Source organism: Klebsiella sp. 141162, assembly GCF_050600755.1.
Taxonomy (GTDB): Bacteria; Pseudomonadota; Gammaproteobacteria; order Enterobacterales; family Enterobacteriaceae; genus Klebsiella; species Klebsiella aerogenes.
Window position 1 is genome coordinate 1281949 of sequence record NZ_JAQIRI010000001.1, and the last position, 21993, is coordinate 1303941.

A 21993-nucleotide genomic window follows, 5' to 3' on the forward strand; every position below is an offset into this window, starting at 1 on the left:
CAGGATTCAGGCCAGAATGGTTAATCTTGTATACAAAATATTTATTTTATGTATACGATTTGATATCAAAATGGAAAGTGGAGTAGACCAATGGGCAATGAAAATCCGCTGCAGGCCGCAGCCGGACTGCATGACAAGGATGAGTCTATCTACGAAGCCTTGCTGACCGCGATTGTCGAGCAACAGCTGCTGCCGGGCAGCAAATTGCCGGAAGAGGCGCTGGCGGAGGTGTTCGGCGTCAGCCGCACGGGGGTACGCAAAGCGCTGCAACGACTCGCCGCTGTGCAAATGGTGACATTAACGCCCAAACGTGGTGCACAGGTCGCCAGTCCGACGGTCGACGAGGCACGGGAAATATTCCGCACCCGCGCGCTACTGGAAGTGGCGAATCTGCCGGACGTCCTTCAACGCTGCCAGCCTCCGCATCTGGCGGCGCTGGAAGCCATTATTCAGCAGGAGCAACTGGCGCATGAGGCCTACGATGGCCCGGCGGCTATCCGCCACTCCGCTAATTTTCATATTCAGTTACAGGCCATTTCCGGCAACCAGGTGCTAACGGAGATGGTCACCCGGCTCAGTCAACGCTCATCGCTGGTGATTGCCGCCTGGGGCGCGCCGTGGCGGCAAGGGTGCCGCTGCGATGACCACGAACGCCTTGTCGGCCTGCTGCGCGAAAAAGCGCTAACCGCGCTGACCGAGGCGCTCAACCATCACTTTGAACACATCGTCGCCAGTTTATGTTTTTCCCGCACGGGGGAGTCGGTTCCCGATTTCGCCCGGCTATTCGCCGGCTATAAGGAGCGGTAATGTCCACCATCTGTATACAAGTTATCAATCCCAATACCGATCCCGGTATGACGCAAACCATCGCCGAGGCGGCCCGCGCCGCGGCGTCGCCAGGAACCGATATTCTCGCGGTGTGTCCACCGGACGGCGTGCCGTCGATTGAAGGACATTTTGACGAAGCCATCGCCGCCGTCGGCGTGCTGGAGCAGATTAAAGCCGGGCGGCGGCAGGGCGTTTCCGGCCATGTCATCGCCTGTTTTGGCGATCCGGGACTACTGGCCGCCCGTGAACTGGCCCAGGGGCCGGTTATTGGTATTGCCGAAGCGGCGATGCATATGGCGACGCTGGTCGCTACCCGCTTCTCGGTAGTCACTACCTTGCCGCGCACGCTGATTATCGCTCGCCACCTGCTACATCAGTATGGATTCCATGACCATTGCGCCGGTCTGCATGCGATCGATCTACCGGTGCTGGCGCTGGAAGATGGCAGCGGCGTGGCGCAGGAAAAAGTACGCGCCCGCTGTATTCAGGCGCTAAAGGAGGACGGCTGCGGCGCTATCGTGCTGGGCTGCGGCGGCATGGCGACCCTGGCGCAGCAACTGACCCGGGAACTTCAGGTACCCGTTATTGATGGCGTCAGCGCGGCGGTGAAGATGGTTGAATCTCTGGTGTCGCTCGGGCTGACAACCAGCAAGCACGGTGATTTAGCCTATCCGGAACGTAAAACGCTTAGCGGTAAATTTGCCGTGTTTAATGATTAAATGAGGGGGTGGGAGATGATACCAGCAGCAGAATCGTATCCGCGCGATTTGCGCGGCTATGCGGGAAAGCCGCCGCACGCGCAGTGGCCAAATCAGGCGCGTATCGCGGTACAGTTTGTGCTTAATTACGAAGAGGGCGCCGAGAATCACGTCCTGCACGGCGATGCGGGTTCCGAACAGTTTCTCTCCGATATCATCGGCGCTGCCAGCTACCCTGACCGCCATATGTCAATGGACTCATTGTATGAATATGGCAGCCGCGCGGGCTTCTGGCGTATCCATCATGCCTTTCAGGAGCGGGGGGTGCCGTTAACGGTGTTTGGCGTGGCGATGGCGCTGGCGCGTCATCCGGATATCGTCGCGGCGATCAAAGCGGCCAACTATGATGTGGTCAGCCACGGGTGGCGTTGGATCCACTATCAGCATATGGCGATTGAACAGGAGCGTGACCATCTGCATAAAGCGGTGCAGGTGCTGACCGACCTGTTTGGCAAACCGCCCACCGGCTGGTATACCGGTCGCGATAGCCCTAACACCCGGCAACTGGTGGTGGAACATGGCGGATTTGATTACGACAGCGACTATTATGGCGATGATTTGCCGTTCTGGACGGAAGTGCCTTGCGCCGACGGGCAGCGTAAACCGCATCTCATCGTGCCTTACACGCTCGATGCCAACGACATGCGCTTTGCCACCGCTCAGGGGTTTAATACCGCTGAACAGTTTTATACCTATCTGAAAGACAGCTTTGATGTGCTGTACGCGGAAGGCGAAACGTCGCCGAAAATGATGTCTATCGGCATGCACTGCCGGTTGCTGGGGCGCCCCGGACGTTTCCGCGCTCTGCAACGTTTTCTCGATTACGTGCAGCAGCATGAGCGCGTGTGGATTTGTACCCGCCAGCAGATTGCCGACCACTGGCGGCAGGTACATCCGTACCAGCCATAGCAGCAGACCCATTGCGCCGTTATTTTGTCGGGTGGCGGCTAACGCCTTACCCGACCTACGGTCCGTGCGGCCTGCCGTTAATTTATACTGCCGGTGTTGGTAGCCTCAAAATCCCCGGTGGCGCTGCCGCTTACTGGGGCTACAGCGCTTTGCGATTTGGTAGCCCGGAGAAGGCGCAACGCGCCGCGTCCGGGAAAACCCCTTAAAAAAGTAGCAAACCGATAACAGTATCTATGGTCCGTACCGTTGTGAGCTTAAGATCTCTATCTTGTAAATGGCTACTGAAACTGCGGTGTTGGTGGCCTCAAAATCGCTGAGACGTTCCCGGAAGGCCGGGGCAGCCCGCATGGATGCGGGCTGAGGGCCGTGATTTGCAGGGATGCTGCCTCGGCCCGACCCGGAGCCTGCCGGGATAAGTCGAAGGTACCACGAAGTGGCGATTTTGGCGGCCAGAGCCCGGGAGTACAGAGGGCGGCGGCGACTGGCCGCCCTCTGTGCGCTCCCAGCGCCACGGAAAACATATTGCGGAAAAAATTAACCGGGAGCGCAATGTGCTCAGAATTAACACAAAGCACATGTTTTTCCCAGACCAAAACCGTTGCAAATCGATAACAGTATCTACGCCGGCATGTGATCTGTAGGCCCACGTAAGTGTAGCGCCGCCGGGCAATAACCGCGGGTAAAGAACCACTTTCGCGCCGGATGGGGCTGCGCCTTATCCGGCCTACGATCCGTGCCATTGTGAGTTGGTAGCCCTGCTAAGCGCAGCGCAAGCAGGGGGCGACAACGGCATCAATGTCCCATCAAACTGACCTGCGCGGCAACGATACGCCAGCCGCAGGCAAACCGCACCCAGGTTTGCTGCTGACGGCCAATACGTTCGCTGCCTTCACGGGTGAACTCGGTACTGCATACCGCATAATCCTCTCCATAGGTGGTGATCACCGTATGGCGTAACTCCCGCGCAAGCCCTGCGGCAGGGCGCGCGGCGCGGAAGGCGCGGATCTCATCAATACCATACAGATTCTCTCCGGCGCCGAGGCGAACCGTGCGCGTATCGTGCCAGAACAACGCATCCAGCACCGCGATATCGTTACTCACCAGCGCCTGTTCATAGCGATAAAAGGCCGCCGTAACTTCGGCGACCACTTGCGGAAGATTGATGTCTTGTGATGCGATCATGCGGCTACCCCCACCGGACGAGAATCGGTTACTCCCATCGCTTCCAGCGCATAGGCGGCGCGCAGACAAGCCTGTTCATTAAACGGCGCGGCAATTAACTGCACCCCGACAGGCAGCCCCGTCGCGGAACGAAGCGGGACGGTCACCACCGGCAGACCGATAAAGGAGATCGGTTGAGTAAGCATGCCCATGCTGGCGCGTATCGGTAAAGACTCGCCGTTGATCTCCATCGTCTGCTCGCCAATAAGCGTCGCGCTGCACGGTGTTGCCGGGGCGATGAGCACATCGGCGTGGGTGAACAGCGAGGCGACTCGCTGCTGAGCGTGGCGACGGAAGCGCTGCGCCTGCAGGTACCAGGCGGAAGGGATCATCGCGCCCGCCAGCAGACGTTCGCGCGAGTGCGGTTCAAAGCGCTCCGGCTCGCGCCGTAAGGCTGGAAGGTACTGGTTTCCGCCTTCAGAAGCGCTAATGATAAACGCAGAAGCGCGCGCCAGCTCCGCCTCGGGGAAGAGATACTCTTCAGAGGCTTCGAGATAGCGGGCGACGCGAGCCACCGCCGCGCGGGCATCGTCATCGCACCAGCGGCTGAAATAGCCGCCTAAAACCGCGCAACGCAGCCCCTGGAGGCCATATCGTAGATGCGGCGTGGCAGGGGCGACGCCGCGTTCGGCCTGAAACCCATCGTTGACGTCTCGCCCCTGCAGAACATCGTAAACTGTGGCTAAATCCTCTACCGTGCGGGCAAACGGACCAATATGATCGAGGCTGGGAACAAAAGGGTGGCTGCCGGCGCGCGACAGGCGGCCGAAGGTTGGCTTGAGACCAAAAATCCCACTCAGGGATGCCGGAACGCGAATCGAACCATTGGTGTCGCTACCGAGCGAGAAATTAACCAATCCGGCGGCGACCGCCGCCGCTGAGCCGCCGGAGGAGCCGCCGGCAATGCGGTTAAGATCGTGCGGATTGCGCGTCGCGCCATAGTGGCTGTTTTCTGTGGTAAAACCGTAAGCATAGGCGTCCATATTCAGCATCCCGCTGAGCAGGCCGCCTGCGCTATGGATCTGACTTACTGCCCAGCTATCGACGCGGGCAGGCGGGTTATCGCTGAACAGTTGCGCGCCGGCAAGGGTGGTTTCCCCTGCGACATCAAACAGATTTTTGACCGCATAGGGAATACCTGCCAGCGCAGGCAGCGGCTGATTCGTACGCCGTAGGGCATCAATGGCGTCCGCTTCGTCGAGCATCCGTTTCCCGGTGACTGTCGTCCAGGCGTTGAGCCGCGGGTTACTTTGCGCAATATCATCAAGCGTCTGGTGAGCCAGCTCTCTGGCGCTAAATTCACCGCGACTCAGCGACTGCTGAATGTCGGCAATGGTCATCTGATGTAGCTTCATGCTTTATACACTCCGGCGATTTCCAGACGCTGATCGAGCGGATAGGCCATCAGCGGTTCAGCCATATCGGCAATGCGGCGAAATTGCGTCAGCAGCTCAGCGCGGCGCGATTCATCCAGTTCAAGGGCGAGGATCTGTTCCATCTGTAGAAGCCAGTCGCGCCACTCTTTTTCGGTTTGTTTCATGCTTCTCCTCCTAATAGCCAGCGGCGGTGCCGTTACTGCGCGGGTCAGACGCGCCTTCAAACAGGCCGTCAGGATGGCGGACAATGGCCCCGGCATGTCCCATGGCCTCGCTGAAGTCGGCCAGTACCTCAACTTCATGCCCCAGTTCCCTGAGTCGGGCGAGGGTTTGCGGCGCAAAGCGACCTTCCACTTTTAGTGAGTCCGAGGTCTGTCCCCAGGTGCGCCCAAGGAGCCAGCGCGGACGAGAAATACTCTCCTGAAGCGGGACGTTCTGCAGGATATAACGGGTGAACAGCGCCGCCTGGGTTTGCGGCTGGCCGTCGCCGCCCATTGAGCCATAAACCATCACCCGCCCATCGTTCAGGCGTGCGGCGGCGGGATTAAGGGTATGGAAGGGTTGCTTGCCGGGCGCCAGCGCCAGCAAATGCGCCGGGTCGAGGCTGAACGACGCGCCGCGGTTTTGCCAGACAATACCGCTGTCCGGAAGCACCACGCCGCTGCCAAACTCATGGTAGAGACTCTGGATAAAGGAGACCGCCAGTCCGCTACTGTCCATCACGCCCATCCAGACGGTATCGCCGGGGCCTTTGCCTGCGCCCCATGGCGCGGCGCGCTGGTCGTCGATCTTCTCCGCCAGCGGTTGTAACGCCTGCGGGGACAGCAGGCTTTGAATATCCACGTCCAGATGCAGCGGGTCGGTAATATGTTTATCGCGCAGGCTAAAGGCCAGTTTTGTCGCTTCCACGATACGGTGGATAGTCTGCGCATCGTCGGCCTGTTCCATCGCCAGCCGGTCAGTGATGCCGAGAATGGCCAGAGATACCAGCCCCTGCGTCGGCGGCGCCAGGTTCCATAACTCACCGTGTTGATGCTGTAGCCGCAGTGGTTGCGGGCGGCGCGCGCGATGCTGGCGCAGATCGTCAAGCGTGATAGGCAGGCCGTAACGGGCCATGCCGGCCGCCAGTTGTTCCGCCAGCGAGCCGCGATAGAAACTATCAAGCCCTTCCGCAACCAGCCGTTTTAGCGTGGAAGCCAGCGCAGGCTGACAAAAGCGGCTGCCGCTTTCAGGAGGGCGGCCATTGACCAGAAAGGTCTCAGCGAAGCCCGGCTGGTGCTGAAGTTCATCTAACTTTCCAGCGGTGGCGCTGGCTTGTGACGCGGTCACCGGAATACCGTTATCGGCATAGCCAATCGCGTCCTGTAACAGGCGCGAAAGCGGTAGTGATTTACCGGTCAGGGATTGTGAAACTTTCAGCGCCTCATCCCAGCCGCTGACGGTGCCGGCGACGGTCAGGGCGGATTGCGGGCCGCGATGCGGGATGTGCGTTAGCCCGGCATAGGCTTCCGGCGTCGCCAGTGAACCAGCGGCGCCGCTGGCGTCAATGGCGATCGGATCGCCCTGCGGCGGCACGATCAGCCAGAACCCATCGCCGCCTAAACCATTCATATGCGGATAGACCACCGCGATGGTCGCAGCGGCGGCGACCATCGCTTCTATTGCGCTTCCGCCTTCGCGCAGCACGGACAGCGCGCTTTGGCTAGCCAGATGATGGGGGGCGACCGCCATCCCCTGGGTCGAGAAATGACTCTGCATAAATTATCCTCGTAACGAATCGTGCAGCCACTGCTGCAAACGCTGTCCGTGCAAAAGCTGTTCCACTTTGAAAAGAAAGTTTCAATGTTGCGGTTATCATTTTCTTTTCTCATTGTGGCATGCATTGTGAAGGGGGTTAGCGGTATAGTTCAGTGAAACAAAAGTTACAGAGGCGCTATGGAACAACTCGATCAACGGCTGAAGGCGCAATATGCGTCGTTGTCACCCCAGGAGCAGCGGGTGGCGGATTTCATTGTCGACCACTTTGATGACCTGATTAGCTACAACAGCGCCGAGCTGGCCCAACTGAGCGGGGTATCTAAAGCGACGGTAAGCCGCCTGTTTAAACGGCTGGGGTATGAAAAGTATCGCGATATGCGCGATGAGCTGCGCACGTTACGCCAGAGCGGGATGCCGTTGACCGATCATCGCGAGGCGGTGCAGGGTAATACCTTGCTGGCGCGGCATTATAAGCAGGAGATGGCAAACCTGACGCAGTGGGTCAACGCGCTGGATGCCCGGCAGTTTGCCGAAGCCATTAACGCACTGGTGAATGCCAGGCGCGTCGTCATTATTGGGATGCGTAACTCCTGGCCGCTGGCGTTGCATCTACGTCAGCAGTTACTGCAGGCGCGCGGGCAAGTGGTGGTGCTGCCGCAACCGGGGCAAAGCCTAAGTGAAGAACTGGTCGATTTAAGCGCGGAAGATATGGTGGTGGTGATGGCGTTTCGCCGTCGGCCGCGAATTATTCGCCCATTGATGCAGCAACTGCAACAGCGGGGAGTTCCGCAGCTGCTAATCTGTGAGCCGCAGGCGCATAGCCTGTTTCCTCTGGCGCGCTGGCGGCTCTTCGCCCCACTGGACAGCGTGTCGGCTTTCGACAGCTACGCGTCGGCCAATAGTCTTATCAACCTGCTGGCCAACGCCTTGCTACATGAAATTCTCGATAGCGGTCGCCCGCGCATTCATGACATCGCTACGTTATACCAACAACTGGATGAGCTTGAACAACGATAATGGGGAGTCATGCTGGTGCTTTGCACCTTTTTGGTGCCAAAATGCGGTAAGAAGAAATCCAATTCTTCTTACCGCTATGGTTAATGTTCCCGTCATTTCCCGCTAAAAGCCGATTAGCCGGCGCAAATTTGTTTTGTCCGCATCTGGCACATTAGTTGCAGAAGTTTATTTAAAGAATCTTTTGTTTCATACTAACGTAACGGGGAATGATGATGAAAAAACTGCTGATCGCGCTGACCGGGGCCGCTTGTCTGTTAACACAAATCACCGCCGCACGCGCGGACCAACTCCAGGATATTGAAAAACGCGGCGTGATCCGCGTCGCCGTTCCCCAGGATTTCCCGCCGTTTGGTTCCGTCGGCACCGATCTCCAGCCACAGGGATATGACATTGATATGGCACGCTATCTGGCAAAGCAGATGAAGCTAAAACTGCAGCTGGTTCCGGTGAGCAGCGCCAACCGGGTACCGTATCTGCAGACCGATAAAGTGGATCTGGTGATCTCAAGCCTGGGTAAGAACGCCGAGCGGGAAAAGGTCATCGATTTCAGCCAACCCTACGCGCCGTTTTTCCTTGGCGTCTTCGGCCCGCAGGGAGCTGCCCTGAAAGACGCAGCCGAACTGAGCGGTAAGAGTATCGGCGTGACCCGCGGCGCGGTGGAAGATATGGTGCTGACCAGCATTGCGCCGAAAGCGGCGCAGATTAAGCGTTACGAAGATAACAACACGACGCTGTCGGCCTGGCTTTCTGGTCAGGTGCAATATGTGGCGACGGGTAATCTGGTGGTGGCGGCTATCTCACGGCAAAACCCGGCGAAAGCCCCGGTCGCCAACTTTATGCTTAAGGATTCACCGTGCGTGATTGGCCTGAAAAAAAATGAACCGGCGCTGAAGGAAAAGGTGAACGCCTTAATCGCGCAGGGCATTAAGGACGGCACCCTCAATACGTTATCACAGCAGTGGCTGAAAGCGCCGTTGCCCAGCGACTTTGCCGCTTAAGGTACAGCGATGACGGAGCAATTACATTTTTCCGCGCTCTGGCCTTATTGGCCGGAGCTCGTGGCGGGACTCTGGGTCACTATCCAACTCACTGTACTCGCCACACTCGGCGGCCTGGCCATCGGGATCGTCGGCGCGGCTCTGCGTAGCGGGCGGGCAAGCTGGCTGAGTCGGATATGGGGGGCTTACGTTGAGGTTATCCGCAATACGCCGTTCGTGGTTCAACTGTTCTTTATTGTTTTCGGCCTGCCGAATCTGGGGTTGAAGATGACGGCGGGCGAAGCGGCGCTGCTGGCGATGATCGTCAACCTGGGCGCCTACAGTACGGAGATTGTCCGCGCCGGGATCCAGGTGACGCCAAAAGGGCAGTGGGAAGCCGGCCGGGTACTGGGGCTCAGCCGGAGTCAGACCTTTATTCAGGTGGTGTTGCCGCCGGCGTTGCAGCGTATTTATCCGGCGCTGGTGAGCCAGTGCATTATCGTGATGCTCGGATCGTCGGTGGTATCGCAGGTCTCTTATGAGGAGCTGACCTTTGCCGCCAACTTAATTCAATCGCGAACGTTTTTGAGCTTCGAGGTGTATCTGGTGACGACCGGTCTCTATTTAGCGTTATCGATAGCGATGCGCCAGCTGTTAATGGCGGCTGGACGTAAATGGCTGAGGGTGCAGGCATGATGACAACCTTTACCGACTGGGACATCGTACGCAATCTGCTGCTGGCCGGACGCTGGACCGTGCTGCTGTCATTGACGGCTTTTATTGGCGGCGCGCTGGTGACATTACCGCTGTTGCTGCTGCGCCTGCGGGGAAAACGTTGGGGGCAGCGCCTCATTCGCGGCTATATCGAGCTATTTCAGGGGACGCCATTGCTGATGCAGCTGTTTCTCGCCTTTTTCGGCGTGGCGTTATTCGGGATCGATGTGTCGCCGTGGACCGCCGCCGCGCTGGCGCTGACCCTCTATACCAGCGCCTTTTTGCTGGATATCTGGTACGGCAGTATCCGGGCCTTGCCGAAAGGACAGTGGGAGGCATCGCGTTGCCTGGGATTAAATTTCACCCAGACGTTATGTCGCGTGGTGGCGCCACAGGCGGTGCGGATTGCCATCGCTCCCACCGTGGGTTTCGCCGTGCAGGTGATAAAAGGCACCGCGCTGGCGTCGATTATCGGTTTCGTCGAGCTCACCAAGGCTGGCACCATGCTCACCAATGTGACGTATCAGCCGTTTAAGGTTTTCGCGCTGGTCGCGCTGGGCTACTTCATCTTGTGTTATCCGCTGTCCCGTTACAGCCGCTATCTGGAGAATAAATTCAATGCCGCTCATCACCATTAATCAGGTGCAGAAATTCTACGGCGATAACCACGTGCTGAAGGGGGTCGATCTCGATATCAATATGGGCGAGGTGATTTCCATCATCGGCCGAAGCGGCTCGGGGAAAAGCACCTTATTGCGCTGCATTAACGGGCTGGAGGGGTACCAGGAAGGCAGTATTAAGCTCGGCGGCATGACCATTACCGATCGTGACTCGCAGGCGCGGGAGATTAGCCGCTCCGTTGGCATGGTATTCCAGAACTTCAATTTATTTCCGCACATGACGGCGCTGGAAAATGTGATGCTGGCGCCGCGGCGGGTATTGAAAAAAAAGCCTGCCGAGTGCCGCGAACTGGCGCAGCAAATGCTGGGTAAAGTCGGGCTTGGCGATCGGCTGGATTTCTATCCCTCCAGCCTCTCCGGCGGGCAACAGCAGCGGGTAGCTATCGCCCGCGCGCTGGCGATGTCGCCAAAAGTTTTACTCTGTGACGAAATCACCTCCGCGCTGGATCCGGAACTGGTGGGAGAGGTGCTTAAAGTGCTGGAACAGCTGGCCGCGGAAGGAATGACGCTGATTCTGGTTACTCATGAAATGAATTTTGCCCGTGAAGTCGGCGACCGGGTGGTGTTTATGCACCAGGGGCGAGTCTGGGAGCAGGGCGACAGCAAAACGCTGTTTAGCCAGCCACAAACCAATGAACTCAAACAATTTATCTCCTCCGTGCGCGGACTGAATTAATAAAGGAATCTACGATGGATATCGCTCAATTTTCACAAATCAATCCTCCGCATCGTCTGCTGATGGGGCCGGGGCCGATCAACGCCGACCCGCGTGTCCTGCGCGCGATGTCCAGCCAGCTTATCGGCCAATACGATCCGGCTATGACGCACTATATGAACGAAGTCATGGCGTTATACCGCGGGGTATTACGCACCAGCAACCGCTGGACCATGCTGGTGGATGGCACGTCACGGGCGGGGATTGAAGCCATTTTGATCTCCGCGATCCGCCCCGGCGACAAAGTGCTGGTGCCGGTATTTGGCCGCTTTGGCCATCTGTTATGTGAAATTGCCCGCCGCTGCCGGGCGGAAGTGCATACCATTGAGGTGCCGTGGGGTGAAGTGTTCTCTCCCGAGCAGATTGAAGATGCGATCAAACGGGTGCGTCCACGTATGCTGCTGACGGTACAGGGAGATACCTCGACCACCATGTTGCAGCCGCTGGCGGAGCTGGGCGAGATCTGCCGTCGTTATGATGTGCTGTTTTATACCGACGCCACCGCCTCATTGGGCGGCAATGCGCTGGAGACCGATGCCTGGGGACTGGATGCGGTATCGGCGGGGATGCAAAAGTGTCTCGGCGGCCCCTCCGGCACCTCGCCCATTACCCTGAGCCCGCGGATGGAAGAGGCTATCCGTCGACGTAAATGCGTTGAGCAGGGGATCCGTACCGCCGAACACCTTGATGGCGTCGATGAGATGGTTTACTCCAACTATTTCGATCTCGGAATGGTGATGGATTATTGGGGGCCAGAACGCCTTAACCACCATACGGAAGCGACATCCGCGCTGTTCGCCGCCCGCGAATGCGCACGTCTGATTCTTGAGGAAGGGCTCGATAACGGCATTGCCCGCCACAAACTGCACGGCGACGCGCTGGTGAAAGGTATTCAGGCGATGGGTCTGGAAATCTTTGGCGACCTGCAACACAAAATGAATAACGTATTGGGCGTGATCATCCCGCAGGGCATTAGTGGCGACCAGGTACGCCAACTGATGCTGCAAGATTTCGCCATTGAGATTGGCACCTCATTCGGCCCGCTGCACGGCAAAGTGTGGCGTATAGGCACAATGGGTTACAACGCGCGTAAAGATTGCGTCATGACTACCCTCAGCGCGCTGGAATCAGTACTCAATTACCTGAAATTCCCCACCACGCAAGGGGCAGCCATGCAGGCGGCGTGGGATCATTATCGCAGCGAGAAGCCGCTATGAACCTGGCCGCAGCGCGAGTGATGGCGCGGGCTGAGAGATTGGCGGCGATAAGCGAAACGCCGGAAGGCCTGACGCGGGTTTACCTTTCGCCACAGCATCTTGAAGCTAATCAGCAGGTTGGCCACTGGATGCGCCAGGCAGGCATGCTCGTCTGGCAGGACAGCGTCGGTAATATTTGCGGGCGCTATGAAGGCCGTGAAGAAGGGGCGCCGGCGATTTTGCTTGGATCGCATCTCGATACGGTACGCAACGCCGGGCGATATGATGGCATGTTGGGGGTGTTAGCCGCCATCGAAGTGGTGCAGAGCTTACATAATCAGGAGCGCCGACTGGCGCAGGCCATCGAAATCGTCGGTTTCTGCGATGAAGAAGGAACGCGCTTTGGTATCACGCTATTAGGCAGCAAGGGTCTGACGGGAAGCTGGCCACATGCCTGGCTCGACCAGCATGATGCCGAAGGCATTAGCCTGGCGCAGGCGATGGTCAACGCCGGGTTGGATCCATCACGCGTTCACTCATCCTCGCGCCCGGCGGAAGATTTTTCCGCCTATCTGGAGCTGCATATCGAGCAGGGTCCGCGACTGGAACAGGCCGGTTCGGCACTCGGTGTGGTCGAGGCGATCAACGGCGCGCGGCGCCTCAATTGCTGTTTTACCGGCGAGGCGGGTCATGCCGGCACGGTGCCGATGGACCAGCGCCGCGACGCGCTTGCCGCCGCCGCGGAGTGGATGCTGTGTATTGAGAGCACTACGCGCCAGCAGGGAGGCAATCTGGTCGCTACCGTCGGGACATTGCGCTGCTCGCCGGCGGCGGTCAACGTCATTCCCGGCGAAGTCGCATTGACTCTTGATATCCGCGGTCCGCAGGATCAACCGCTGGATGCATTACTGGATTCATTGCTGGAGTCAGCCGCAGAGATTGCCGGGCGTCGCGGCCTGCAGTTTGCCGCTGAGGAGTTCTATCGCATTGCGGCAACCACCTGCGATCCGCGATTACAGGGGGTGATTGCCGAAGCGGTATGCGAGGTACAGGGCGCGGCGTTGACGCTGCCAAGCGGCGCCGGACATGATGCGATTGCTGTCGCGGAGCGCTGGCCGGTGGGGATGCTGTTTGTGCGCTGTAAAGGGGGAATTAGTCACCATCCGGCGGAATCGGTCAGCGAAGCCGATGTCGAACTGGCGATTGATGCGTTCAGCCGGGCGGTGATAAAACTTGCCGGGTAAAGCAATAACGGGCGCATCCTCTTTTCGGGGATGCGCCGCAGACTTATCCCGCTCCCGCAGGAAGAGCTATTTTCCGCAGTCGGCTGGCGCTAACGGCCGCCGACAACGCCGAGACCGCGGCGGCGATCCACAGCGCAATATGAACGGCGCTTTCGTCTTTTGCCAACAGTACGCCCATCAAGGCGGCGCCCAGACACTGCCCGAACGTGCGCATGATGGATAAAACGCCCGAGGCATAGCTCGCCTGTTCGCGACTCACGTTTGACAGCATTTCGCGGTTATTCGGGCTCTGGAAGCAGCCAAAGCCAATACCGCATACCAGGCTCCGCAGGCAGATATCCCACGCGGCGGGCGTAGCGGGCAGCATCGCCAGCAGGATTAAACCCGCGACAAAAATCATCAATCCCAGCGTCGAGATGAGCGGAGCAGAGATTGAGTCCGCCCAACGGCCGGCGTGCGGCGCGATCAGCACTATCCCTAATGGCCACGGAGTAAACAGCAGCGCCGAGAGCATCGGACTATAGCCATACTCGTTCTGGAACAGGAACGGCAGCGCAATAAAAGTGATCCCCTGGCTTACGAAGGCGATCAGCGACGTAAAGGCCGAAAGGGTAAAACGTTCATTCTTAAACATCGCAGGCGGCAGCAGCGGGTTGTCCGTACGCCGGATACGCCAGATAAAGGCGGTACCGCTTATCGCCGCGAGCAACGTCCAGTACAGACTATCGATATGCTGCGAAGCGCTCTGCAAGCTATTCGCCGCCATGATCGTTGAACCCAATAGCAGCGCCGACAATATCGCTCCGGGCGTATCAAAAGCGGCTTGCCCGCCTACTGTCGGCCGCGGTAGCGCTCTGACCGCCAGCAGTAAGGCGACGATGCCGGGGAGCACGTTTATTGCAAACAGCCATTGCCAGCTCAAGGTATGCAGGATCGTGCCGCCCAGCACCGGCCCGATGGCGGAGCTTGAAGCGATGAGCAGGGCGTGTATCCCGAGAATACGCCCCAGCAGTCGTCCGGGAAAAACGGAGCGCAATATGGCGGGCGCGATACTGAGCGTTGCCGCGCCGCCGATCCCTTGCAGCACCCGCATGCTGATGAGCAGCTCAGGCGTCGTCGCCAGCGCGCAACCTGCTGATGCCAAAATAAATGTCGTCAGTCCGGCCAGAAACACCGGGCGGTAGCCGAAACGCGCCGCCAGTGCGGCGAATATCGCCAGCGTCATCGCCGCCGCCAGCAGATACCCGTTGGCGAACCAGACGGCGGTACTGGCTGACGCCTGCAGTTCCTGCGCCATCGACGGCAGGGCAATGTTTACCATGGTGCCATCAAAGACACCCATTAACGTGGTGGTCATTACCGCGGCCATGACCCGCGCTCGCGCCGGGCCTGGCAGCCCGTCATCGCCAGGTTGGCTGGAAAAAAGTGTCATCGTGTTGTCTCCTGCAGAGGATATCTGGATGACGAAACTATAAAGATGGCTTTTACCGGGCGGAAGGCGCACCATTTACACTCTATAGTTGCATGAAACGCCTTATCTGAATGTTCCAGGAGTGATGGTCATGTCAGACCCCGATTTTAATTTATTGATTGCACTCGACGTATTACTTAACGAAGCCAGCGTGGCGGGCGCGGCACGTCGTTTGAATCTCAGTACGTCAGCCATGAGCCGCACGCTAAGCCGGTTACGCGACGTCACCGGCGATCCGATACTGGTTCGCGCCGGGCGTAACATGGTGCTGACGCCGTGGGCGGAGGCGACCCGCGATCGCGCCCGTCGCGCGGTCTTCGAGGCGAAAGCGGTGCTGCAGCCAGCGGCCGAAGCGCTCAACGTGCAAAATCTGGAGCGTCTTTTTACCATCAGGGCAAACGATGGGTTTGTGGTGGCGTTTGGCCCTTCGCTGATTGCGGCAGTAGCCGAAGCCGCGCCCAATGTCTGTCTACGCTTTGCGCCTAAGCCTGAAAAAACGTCACGCTATCTACGGGAAGGACTGGTTGATCTGGAGATTGGCGTCCAGAGCAATATGGGGCCTGAAATCCGTCTGCAACGGCTATTTGAAGATCGGTTTGTGGGGGTGGTGCGTAAGGGGCACCCGCTGGCCGCCCTGACAGAGATAACCGTGGCGGATTATGTTGCCTGGGGTCATGTGGTGGCCTCACCAGAAGGTACGCTGCACGGGTCCGTCGATGATGTACTGGCCGAACTCGGCATGAAACGCAAAATCGCCAGCGTCGTACCCGGATTTCCGACCGCGCTTTCCGTGGCGCTGCAAACGGATCTTATCGCTATGATCCCCGCCCTCTATTTAGTCAATCAGCAAGTAGTTGAGCAGGTGCATCTTTTTGAACTGCCTTTTAAAAGCCGGCGGATTACCGTCTCGCAGATGTGGCATCCGAGAATGGAACGCGATCCCGCTCACCGCTGGCTTAGAGAGAAAATAGTGGCGATATGCCGCATGGACAAGTCGTTACACCAGAAGCTGTAGAAGATTATTCGCATTGAGTTTCTTCAGCGCATTACATTTATAGGTCGAGACCTGTTTTTCACTCATCTTCGTCATATGCGCGACATATCTTACCGACTGCCCCTTAACCAGTCTGTCGAGGACGTTAAATTCCATCTCGGTCAGGCAGCAGCGCAGGGTGCGGATCCGCCTTGGCTCTTTAGATAACAGCCAGGCGGCATCCGCAACGGAAATCCGGTCATCAATGATATGCAACGTTAACGTTTCAAAGCGCTTGCGCAGATAGGTGGCCAGCCCCCAGCTTTTTTCATTACACACCAGATAGCCCGTACCCTGCCAGCAATGGGCCTCGAGGGTAAGCAAAATTTCAACCAGCGACTGATGTGTACCACTGATGGAGAAACGGCAGCGAATAACAAGGGTGGTGCTCTCTAACAGTAAGGGCTGCCACTGCACCGTGCCGCTATGCACTTCCGTCTTAACGTTACGACGGAGGAGGGCGTAGCGCAGTCCCTCCGCATAAAAGCGATTATTATCAAGAACAACGTAGCTCACAGTAGCCTCTTTATAACGTACTGGGGGTATAGATAACGCGTAACGTACCGGTATAGTCACCCGCGTTTTTGCTGCTGGCGGCAAAGGCGGGTGTTTTCAGGGTAATGGGCGCCGGGATGCATAACACGCTTTCGCGGCCGCCCGGCAGGACAACCTGGCGCAAATAACGGCGATTGTTGGTGCCCTCCCAGGTCAACGTTTTACCGTTAGCGGCAACTTCAGTTGCGCCGGTGGTCGGGTTGGTCACCAGCACCTGATAATCAAGACGATCTCTTGGATCTGTCTGGCTGCCCCCCCGTCGCCGGATGGAGAACGCCCCTTCGGCACGCCCGGTCGCGTCAAGTCCATCGTCTTCAAAGCGTAGAAACGCCCGCGAGCTGGAACTGTTGTTGCCATCATAGAGGCACATATCCAGCGAGTTTTCGCCCTTAATCTCACTGCCGCCGGGTCTGCCTGGGAAATTGGTGAGGTTGAGGTTCACCACCGGCGTGGAGTGCGGAAATGCAGGTAAGTAAATCTGCTGATTGCCCGGGTCGACCACCTCAATACGCAGGTTTGCCTGCCAGTTAGCAAGAGTGAGGTAGCCTGGGCAGCCAACATTGACGTCATTAAAGTTGCCGTTGCAGTCGGCGGTGCCCCATTCGCGCAAATTCTGTTTCAGTGTTGCCGTCCAGATACCGGCCTGATCGAGTTTGTTTAATTCGCTACGAACGATGTAAAAATCAAAATAGGGCGCACTGTTCCAGGCTGGCAAATCTACTGTACCGCCCGTTACGTAGCTGGCGAAAACAAAGGTTCTGTTATTGATAAACATACGGTGTTCGCCATAGACTTTTACGTCCACCGTTTTGTTGGTTATTGCGTGGGTAAAACGCAGGTTTATCGGATAGGGCGCGGCCGGGTTTGCCGAAAACCATACCGGCGCGGTCATGCAGGCGCCATAGGTTGTATCGGTACGCGACTGGCAGGTCAGGGTATTTCGTCCCCATTTTTGCGGATCGCTGGAATCATAACCGCCGGACTCGTGCAGCCAGATATCCAACCGGGCAGGAGGAGACTGGCGATCGAAGGCGAACGCCACGCTGGTATTTCTGCCGGCGGGACTACCGGCCTGAGCCTCGGCAAAACAGATGCAGGCAAGCAGTAAAATCAAAAGACGCGTTATCACATCATTTTCCTGTAGAGAGAGTTGAGTTATTCATCGCCGTTGGGCTGACCGCAGGCGTACGGCCAGCCAGCAGTAATTGCGCCTGCTGCTGCACGGTTTCCGGTAACGCGGAATAAGTCAGTTCTTCACAGGTCACCGTGCCGACATAACGCACGACGTCACGCATGGTCTTCACCTTCAGCGCGCACTGGTAAAACTGCTGTTGTTTCACCAGATAGAGCGACTGGATCAGGCTGTCGCTTTCCGCGCTAAAGCCGCCATTACCTAAATCGCTCCAGCCGCTGACGTTGAGCGGCATGCCGCCGATAAACGGCGTATGTTGTTCATCGGTCAACTGGCCAAGCCAGGTGTAACGCGTGGTGGTTTGCACCTCTCTGTGCAGCATTTTTCCTGGCACCATGAATACCGTTCTGCTTCCCGACCCCTGCGTAATTTCACTGTTGGCGCCGTGGGAAATGTCCGTCGACTCATTAATAGTGAGCGTGGTTTGCTGATAGCCGGGCAGGGCGAACAGCGCGCGGGCGTTTGCCGGGATATCGGCGCTACCGCTGTTATCAAGCGAAACGGCAATGCGGGAATCAGGAGACGCTTCCGGCGTGTCGACGTTGACCGCAATGGCTGACGCCGGGCGTCCGTCACCCCAGCGGCCAAACCACAGGCCAGAACGAGATAACGCCAGCGTAGAACTGTAGTTACCGCTGCTGCTGAACCGGTGGCGATGATCCTGGCGATCCCACGAATCGCTGACGGTCAAACTTCCGTTACCAAAACGGCCGCCCTGACGGGTATAGGCCGAAGTATTTAGCGAGTCGCTATTAATCCCGGAAGCGTTAAGACCATATTCGTTTTCACCGCGCGCATCGGTGTACCAGTTGTGCGCGATGTTATAGTTGAGCTGATTTTTTTCATGCTTCTGCTGTTGCCACGTGGCCCCCACGGAGGTGTAGCTGGAGGCATCGCCCTGACGGTTATGAGCCAGCGACAGGCTTACGCTCAGGAAGCCGCCTTTATCCTTGCCATCACCAGAATGATCGTTACGCATAAACAGGTTTATGCTGCTGTTGATATTCAGCCCGCGGGTGCTGAACGAATTGCTCAGTCCGGCCTGCCATGCCTGCGAGCGTGTGCGGGTCATATACACCGATTCCCAGGGCAAACCGTTGTCGCGCCGATCGTCACTATTCGGTAATTCACGCCGCGAAACATAGCGACCTTCATTGCGGTTATCGGAATAACCGAGGTTGGCATACCACGAGCCGACAGGAACGGAGAACATTACCGAGAGGCTTCGGTAGCAACCATTCACCGCATCAAACCCGGTACTGCTGGAGTCACAGTTGTCAGCCGATAAGGCATTACGATAGAAGCTTAGTGAAAAGCCATCGTTGTAGCTGATTTGCTGGATATTGCCGCGTTGGCCCTGGCTGCCATAAAGGTAGCTAAAGCGTGTGCTGAGGACGCCATCGATGGGGCCGGTATTGAATCCGCGGCTCCAGTCGACGGCACTTTCCACAAAACGCTGGTTCTTTTTCACCGTTGCGCCGCTGGTGACCGCCAGCGTAGAAGTTACAGGCAGGCGAATACCCGCCTGCACCACGGCGCTGCGTTCGTCGCTCATATCGTCGTTATCGGTTTCACCGGCCTGCATAAACCACTCGACGCGGTCGAATGGCGTGATGCCGGTGCGGGTAAACGGAACCTGCTCGGTGCGGGTCAGGCGGTTGTTTTCATAAATCGCCATCGTCACGGTATAGCTCCCGTCCGGAAACGAACGGGTATCCAGGGTTTGCGCCCCGGCATTAAGATAAAAACTGGCCAGCAGCTGATTCCCCCTACGGGCGTCTATACGCGCGTCATGGGAAAGCAGCACGGTAATGGGCGTTCCGCTGGACTGCTGAACGGGGTTGATCCACGCTCGCGTCGAGCCGGCACGCAGCCCGCGAATTTTTCCAAGCGGCAGTTGGCTGAGGTTGATATTGCCGCCGGCCGCGCTGAAGAGATCGCGCGTATCCATTTCACCTAACTGAACGTAATATTCGTGCCATAGATCCTGACGGAACCAGGCGTTATTCACCGTGATCTCCTGCTGCTGTTGATGGCGAGAGCGCTGCCCAAGCCAGGTCCAGTCGAGGTTAAAATACCCATTCTCAGTCATGGCCAGCGCGCCGTTTCCCTGCACGGTCATCGACTGATAGTTTTCATCGGCCACGAAGTTGATATTTTGCTGGTGGATCAGCGCGTTTTCGGTATTACGCGTAGGCTGATACCACTGATTTTCCGCCGTTTGTTTGGGTAGATACCGCCTGTCGAAAAACAGGTTTATGCGCGCGTTATTCTCGTCATAAATCAGGGCCACGCTTTTGGTGTCGATAAAATCGCAGCCCGGCGCGGAACCATTGCTGCTGCAGGCGAGATTGCCGTTACGCGCAAGCGGAGAGGAAAGGGCGCCGGTCACCGAGGCGATCAAGGCAGGATCATCGTTGAACTGACGTTTAATTGCCGCGACAAGCGTTTCCGGCGCCACGAAGGTTACCGTTTCAAGCGTAATATCGGCTTCAAACAGGCCAAGCGAAGTGCCATACAGACTCACTTCTGTCCACAGGCGCTGCGTTTTCGCCAGATCCTCAAAGCCCGCAGGTACGACGATAGTGGCGCTGGCTAATTGAACGGAAGCGGGTAACAAAACGACAAAAAGAAGAGCATTTCTGTGAAAAGCCATGAACGAGCCTCGACGTCATCCTGACATCAGAGGGCAGGCGCCCTCTGATGTACTTCCTTATACGTATTGTGGGGTTACGCGCCACCTTCCGCGGTGGTCGCCTGAGTCAGCATCAGACTCACCACGCCGCTGTACTGACCGGTTTTCAGAATGCCTTTGGTGGTCTGAGAGATGGTCAGTGGCAGGACCGCAGAACCGTTTTCAACGCTGCCCGGGAACAGTTCGCTACCGGTGAATTCAGCATCGGTGGTATTCAGGGTTTTATCGCCCAGTTTTACGGTCATCGGTACCGTTTCGGCGCCATCTTCATTGGTCAGATTCGCTGCGCTAACCAGACGCACTTTGACGTTGCTGGTGGCTGAGTTCGACCAGATCTTGGTATTCAGACGGTAGCTTTCCAGCCCACGGCCCGGCAGATATTGCATATCGATGCTGGCTGGTAATGGCGTATTATCGGCCTGGGTCATATCCAACTGGGAATCTACGTTGGCATTAACCGTAATATCCTTCTGAATAGCCATTGCGCTGAACGCAGTCGACATCGCAGCAACGATCATCAGAGGTTTAATATACTTCTTCATTGATATCTCCATATTTATAAACGAGCTCCATTAGCTCTTTAAACAAACCACACGTGGTTTTGACAGTGATGTCGTGTTATTGCACGACGGGTAAGTCGGCTTCTTCAGCTGTTTTATTAATCCAGTTGAAATAGCGGAATTTATATTTTTGGCCACGAACCTGAGTGAGCACTTTTAATTTTCGCTCGGTGTCCGGATAAATAGTCGCATCTTCTTTAAACCACCTGCATTTATCATTAACATCGCAAGCGCCAATTTCTTTCAGCGGTACCCGCAAAGAGCCGTCATTTTTTAAAGTTCCAGCTGCGGGATTTATTCGCAGAGAAACCACCGGCTTTTCCGGCGCCAAATGAACCAATGCTCCCCAGATAACGTTAACGCCGAGTTTGGCCGAAGCCGGCGTTCCCGCGGATGCTGCAGGCAGAATACTATCCGGCTGTTTTACCCCTTCAAAATAAACGCGCCAGGTACTCTCTTTTTCTGGCGGGGTCAGAGATACCAGCCTCACGATACGTAAAGCGCCTGCCGCTAAGGCGAATTTTTCAGGGGTAACGACAACGCCACCGTCTTTCCAGGCTGCCATCTCAACTTCTTTTTCCTGTGGCGTACCCGGATTAAGAATTTTCTTTTGCCTCACCCGAATGAACTGAATATCATCGCTTTTAGAGGCCACTCTGATTTGGGCCGTCCCGGAACTGTCGACGTTAAGTTCCATCGGGTAAACGCTCATATTAGCCTGTGTCATTTCTGCGAAAAATGACATCGACAGGGCAGCGAGATAAAGCGCAGTGGACTTGTTTACTCTGTTTTTTACTTTCACATTCATTCTGCCTGCTCTGAGTTCATGTACGGCGTTTTTACACCACGACACCGTCTGCTTTCGTATCGCTTCAGGACAGGGAAACTTTAACCGGAACAGCAGGTTGTGAAAATTTGTATTAGTTAACTTTAAAAATACAGTTCTTTATCCTGCAATCCAGGCTTTAAAGTTGTATAGTTAAAAGAAAATGCCGCAACCCAGGATGGGGAGAAAATTCCTACTGATGAAAAAATAAGCTAATTCAGAAGGGGATTTCTTGCCTGCAGTTACAGGGATAAAAAGCAAGCGGCAA

At 56.9% G+C, this 21993-nt stretch carries 21 protein-coding genes; 11 read left to right on the forward strand and 10 right to left on the reverse strand.

What is annotated here, in order from left to right:
• Positions 1-90: 90 nt before the first annotated feature.
• From PGR23_RS06020 to puuE, 3 genes are read left to right on the forward strand one after another with little or no spacing between them, the layout of a single operon-like run.
• Positions 91-807: a GntR family transcriptional regulator gene (locus PGR23_RS06020; RefSeq protein WP_015705421.1), complete on the forward strand. Its 717-nt coding sequence runs from the start codon at positions 91-93 to the stop codon at positions 805-807.
• Positions 807-1547, forward strand: a complete 741-nt coding sequence (gene hpxA / locus PGR23_RS06025) for an allantoin racemase (RefSeq protein WP_213292549.1) — start codon at positions 807-809, stop codon at positions 1545-1547. The genes PGR23_RS06020 and hpxA overlap by 1 nt, the downstream gene beginning before the upstream one ends.
• A 15-nt stretch (positions 1548-1562) precedes the next feature.
• Complete coding sequence (gene puuE / locus PGR23_RS06030; protein WP_396279690.1) at positions 1563-2495, forward strand: allantoinase PuuE; 933 nt, start codon at positions 1563-1565, stop codon at positions 2493-2495.
• Positions 2496-3287: 792 nt separating this feature from the next.
• On the opposite strand, the gene hpxZ is transcribed toward puuE, so the two are convergent.
• From hpxZ to hpxW, 4 genes are read right to left on the reverse strand one after another with little or no spacing between them, the layout of a single operon-like run.
• Positions 3288-3677: an oxalurate catabolism protein HpxZ gene (hpxZ, locus tag PGR23_RS06035; RefSeq protein WP_047048378.1), complete on the reverse strand. Its 390-nt coding sequence runs from the start codon at positions 3675-3677 to the stop codon at positions 3288-3290.
• Positions 3674-5071: an AtzE family amidohydrolase gene (locus PGR23_RS06040; RefSeq protein ID WP_396279691.1), complete on the reverse strand. Its 1398-nt coding sequence runs from the start codon at positions 5069-5071 to the stop codon at positions 3674-3676. Before PGR23_RS06040 ends, hpxZ begins: the two co-directional genes overlap by 4 nt.
• Positions 5068-5256: an oxalurate catabolism protein HpxX gene (gene hpxX / locus PGR23_RS06045; RefSeq protein ID WP_396279692.1), complete on the reverse strand. Its 189-nt coding sequence runs from the start codon at positions 5254-5256 to the stop codon at positions 5068-5070. The genes PGR23_RS06040 and hpxX overlap by 4 nt, the downstream gene beginning before the upstream one ends.
• A gap of 10 nt (positions 5257-5266) precedes the next feature.
• Complete coding sequence (gene hpxW / locus PGR23_RS06050) at positions 5267-6850, reverse strand: oxamate amidohydrolase (protein WP_045394374.1); 1584 nt, start codon at positions 6848-6850, stop codon at positions 5267-5269.
• 177 nt (positions 6851-7027) lie between these two features.
• Here hpxW and hpxU point away from each other — a divergent pair, with 177 nt between their 5' ends.
• From hpxU to hpxK, 7 genes are all read left to right on the forward strand, one after another.
• Positions 7028-7867: a MurR/RpiR family transcriptional regulator HpxU gene (hpxU, locus tag PGR23_RS06055; RefSeq protein ID WP_396279693.1), complete on the forward strand. Its 840-nt coding sequence runs from the start codon at positions 7028-7030 to the stop codon at positions 7865-7867.
• 212 nt (positions 7868-8079) lie between these two features.
• Positions 8080-8865 carry a transporter substrate-binding domain-containing protein gene (locus tag PGR23_RS06060; protein ID WP_046883860.1) on the forward strand — a complete coding sequence of 262 codons (786 nt, stop codon included), beginning with the start codon at positions 8080-8082 and terminating at the stop codon, positions 8863-8865.
• A 9-nt stretch (positions 8866-8874) separates the two neighbouring features.
• On the forward strand, positions 8875-9540 hold the full coding sequence (locus PGR23_RS06065) for an amino acid ABC transporter permease (RefSeq protein ID WP_049059825.1): 666 nt from the start codon (positions 8875-8877) through the stop codon (positions 9538-9540).
• Positions 9540-10196 (forward strand): amino acid ABC transporter permease, encoded by a 657-nt coding sequence (locus PGR23_RS06070; RefSeq protein ID WP_047079255.1) that lies wholly within the window; start codon positions 9540-9542, stop codon positions 10194-10196. The genes PGR23_RS06065 and PGR23_RS06070 overlap by 1 nt, the downstream gene beginning before the upstream one ends.
• The gene (locus PGR23_RS06075; RefSeq protein ID WP_045394384.1) at positions 10177-10914 is read left to right on the forward strand and encodes an amino acid ABC transporter ATP-binding protein; all 738 of its coding nucleotides are present in this window, start codon (positions 10177-10179) and stop codon (positions 10912-10914) included. Before PGR23_RS06070 ends, PGR23_RS06075 begins: the two co-directional genes overlap by 20 nt.
• A gap of 14 nt (positions 10915-10928) precedes the next feature.
• Entirely contained in the window at positions 10929-12170 is a 1242-nt protein-coding gene (locus tag PGR23_RS06080) for a pyridoxal-phosphate-dependent aminotransferase family protein (protein WP_396279694.1), read from the forward strand.
• Positions 12167-13393 carry an allantoate amidohydrolase gene (gene hpxK, locus PGR23_RS06085; protein ID WP_047048359.1) on the forward strand — a complete coding sequence of 409 codons (1227 nt, stop codon included), beginning with the start codon at positions 12167-12169 and terminating at the stop codon, positions 13391-13393. Before PGR23_RS06080 ends, hpxK begins: the two co-directional genes overlap by 4 nt.
• 43 nt (positions 13394-13436) lie before the next feature.
• On the opposite strand, the gene PGR23_RS06090 is transcribed toward hpxK, so the two are convergent.
• Complete coding sequence (locus PGR23_RS06090; RefSeq protein WP_047048357.1) at positions 13437-14825, reverse strand: MFS transporter; 1389 nt, start codon at positions 14823-14825, stop codon at positions 13437-13439.
• Between the two features lie 130 nt (positions 14826-14955).
• Here PGR23_RS06090 and PGR23_RS06095 point away from each other — a divergent pair, with 130 nt between their 5' ends.
• Positions 14956-15879: a LysR family transcriptional regulator gene (locus tag PGR23_RS06095; protein ID WP_047048354.1), complete on the forward strand. Its 924-nt coding sequence runs from the start codon at positions 14956-14958 to the stop codon at positions 15877-15879.
• Here PGR23_RS06095 and PGR23_RS06100 read toward each other — a convergent pair.
• From PGR23_RS06100 to PGR23_RS06120, 5 genes are all read right to left on the reverse strand, one after another.
• The gene (locus PGR23_RS06100) at positions 15862-16413 is read right to left on the reverse strand and encodes a LuxR C-terminal-related transcriptional regulator (protein WP_045394397.1); all 552 of its coding nucleotides are present in this window, start codon (positions 16411-16413) and stop codon (positions 15862-15864) included. The two genes, PGR23_RS06095 and PGR23_RS06100, sit on opposite strands and share 18 nt — an antisense overlap.
• Before the next feature lie 10 nt (positions 16414-16423).
• Positions 16424-17581, reverse strand: a complete 1158-nt coding sequence (locus tag PGR23_RS06105; RefSeq protein WP_047048351.1) for a CfaE/CblD family pilus tip adhesin — start codon at positions 17579-17581, stop codon at positions 16424-16426.
• A gap of 1 nt (position 17582) precedes the next feature.
• Entirely contained in the window at positions 17583-20300 is a 2718-nt protein-coding gene (locus PGR23_RS06110; protein ID WP_047048348.1) for a TcfC E-set like domain-containing protein, read from the reverse strand.
• Between the two features lie 74 nt (positions 20301-20374).
• Complete coding sequence (locus tag PGR23_RS06115; protein WP_015366620.1) at positions 20375-20881, reverse strand: CS1 type fimbrial major subunit; 507 nt, start codon at positions 20879-20881, stop codon at positions 20375-20377.
• 76 nt (positions 20882-20957) lie between these two features.
• Positions 20958-21707 (reverse strand): fimbrial protein, encoded by a 750-nt coding sequence (locus PGR23_RS06120; protein ID WP_045394403.1) that lies wholly within the window; start codon positions 21705-21707, stop codon positions 20958-20960.
• Between the last annotated feature and the right edge of the window lie 286 nt (positions 21708-21993).

Coding starts and splice junctions, on each gene's coding strand:
- PGR23_RS06020 (WP_015705421.1), top strand. CDS start 91: ATGGGCAATGAAAATCCGCTGCAGGCCGCAGCCGGACTGCATGACAAG.
- hpxA (WP_213292549.1), top strand. CDS start 807: ATGTCCACCATCTGTATACAAGTTATCAATCCCAATACCGATCCCGGT.
- puuE (WP_396279690.1), top strand. CDS start 1,563: ATGATACCAGCAGCAGAATCGTATCCGCGCGATTTGCGCGGCTATGCG.
- hpxZ (WP_047048378.1), bottom strand. CDS start 3,677: ATGATCGCATCACAAGACATCAATCTTCCGCAAGTGGTCGCCGAAGTT.
- PGR23_RS06040 (WP_396279691.1), bottom strand. CDS start 5,071: ATGAAGCTACATCAGATGACCATTGCCGACATTCAGCAGTCGCTGAGT.
- hpxX (WP_396279692.1), bottom strand. CDS start 5,256: ATGAAACAAACCGAAAAAGAGTGGCGCGACTGGCTTCTACAGATGGAA.
- hpxW (WP_045394374.1), bottom strand. CDS start 6,850: ATGCAGAGTCATTTCTCGACCCAGGGGATGGCGGTCGCCCCCCATCAT.
- hpxU (WP_396279693.1), top strand. CDS start 7,028: ATGGAACAACTCGATCAACGGCTGAAGGCGCAATATGCGTCGTTGTCA.
- PGR23_RS06060 (WP_046883860.1), top strand. CDS start 8,080: ATGAAAAAACTGCTGATCGCGCTGACCGGGGCCGCTTGTCTGTTAACA.
- PGR23_RS06065 (WP_049059825.1), top strand. CDS start 8,875: ATGACGGAGCAATTACATTTTTCCGCGCTCTGGCCTTATTGGCCGGAG.
- PGR23_RS06070 (WP_047079255.1), top strand. CDS start 9,540: ATGACAACCTTTACCGACTGGGACATCGTACGCAATCTGCTGCTGGCC.
- PGR23_RS06075 (WP_045394384.1), top strand. CDS start 10,177: ATGCCGCTCATCACCATTAATCAGGTGCAGAAATTCTACGGCGATAAC.
- PGR23_RS06080 (WP_396279694.1), top strand. CDS start 10,929: ATGGATATCGCTCAATTTTCACAAATCAATCCTCCGCATCGTCTGCTG.
- hpxK (WP_047048359.1), top strand. CDS start 12,167: ATGAACCTGGCCGCAGCGCGAGTGATGGCGCGGGCTGAGAGATTGGCG.
- PGR23_RS06090 (WP_047048357.1), bottom strand. CDS start 14,825: ATGACACTTTTTTCCAGCCAACCTGGCGATGACGGGCTGCCAGGCCCG.
- PGR23_RS06095 (WP_047048354.1), top strand. CDS start 14,956: ATGTCAGACCCCGATTTTAATTTATTGATTGCACTCGACGTATTACTT.
- PGR23_RS06110 (WP_047048348.1), bottom strand. CDS start 20,300: ATGGCTTTTCACAGAAATGCTCTTCTTTTTGTCGTTTTGTTACCCGCT.
- PGR23_RS06115 (WP_015366620.1), bottom strand. CDS start 20,881: ATGAAGAAGTATATTAAACCTCTGATGATCGTTGCTGCGATGTCGACT.
- PGR23_RS06120 (WP_045394403.1), bottom strand. CDS start 21,707: ATGAATGTGAAAGTAAAAAACAGAGTAAACAAGTCCACTGCGCTTTAT.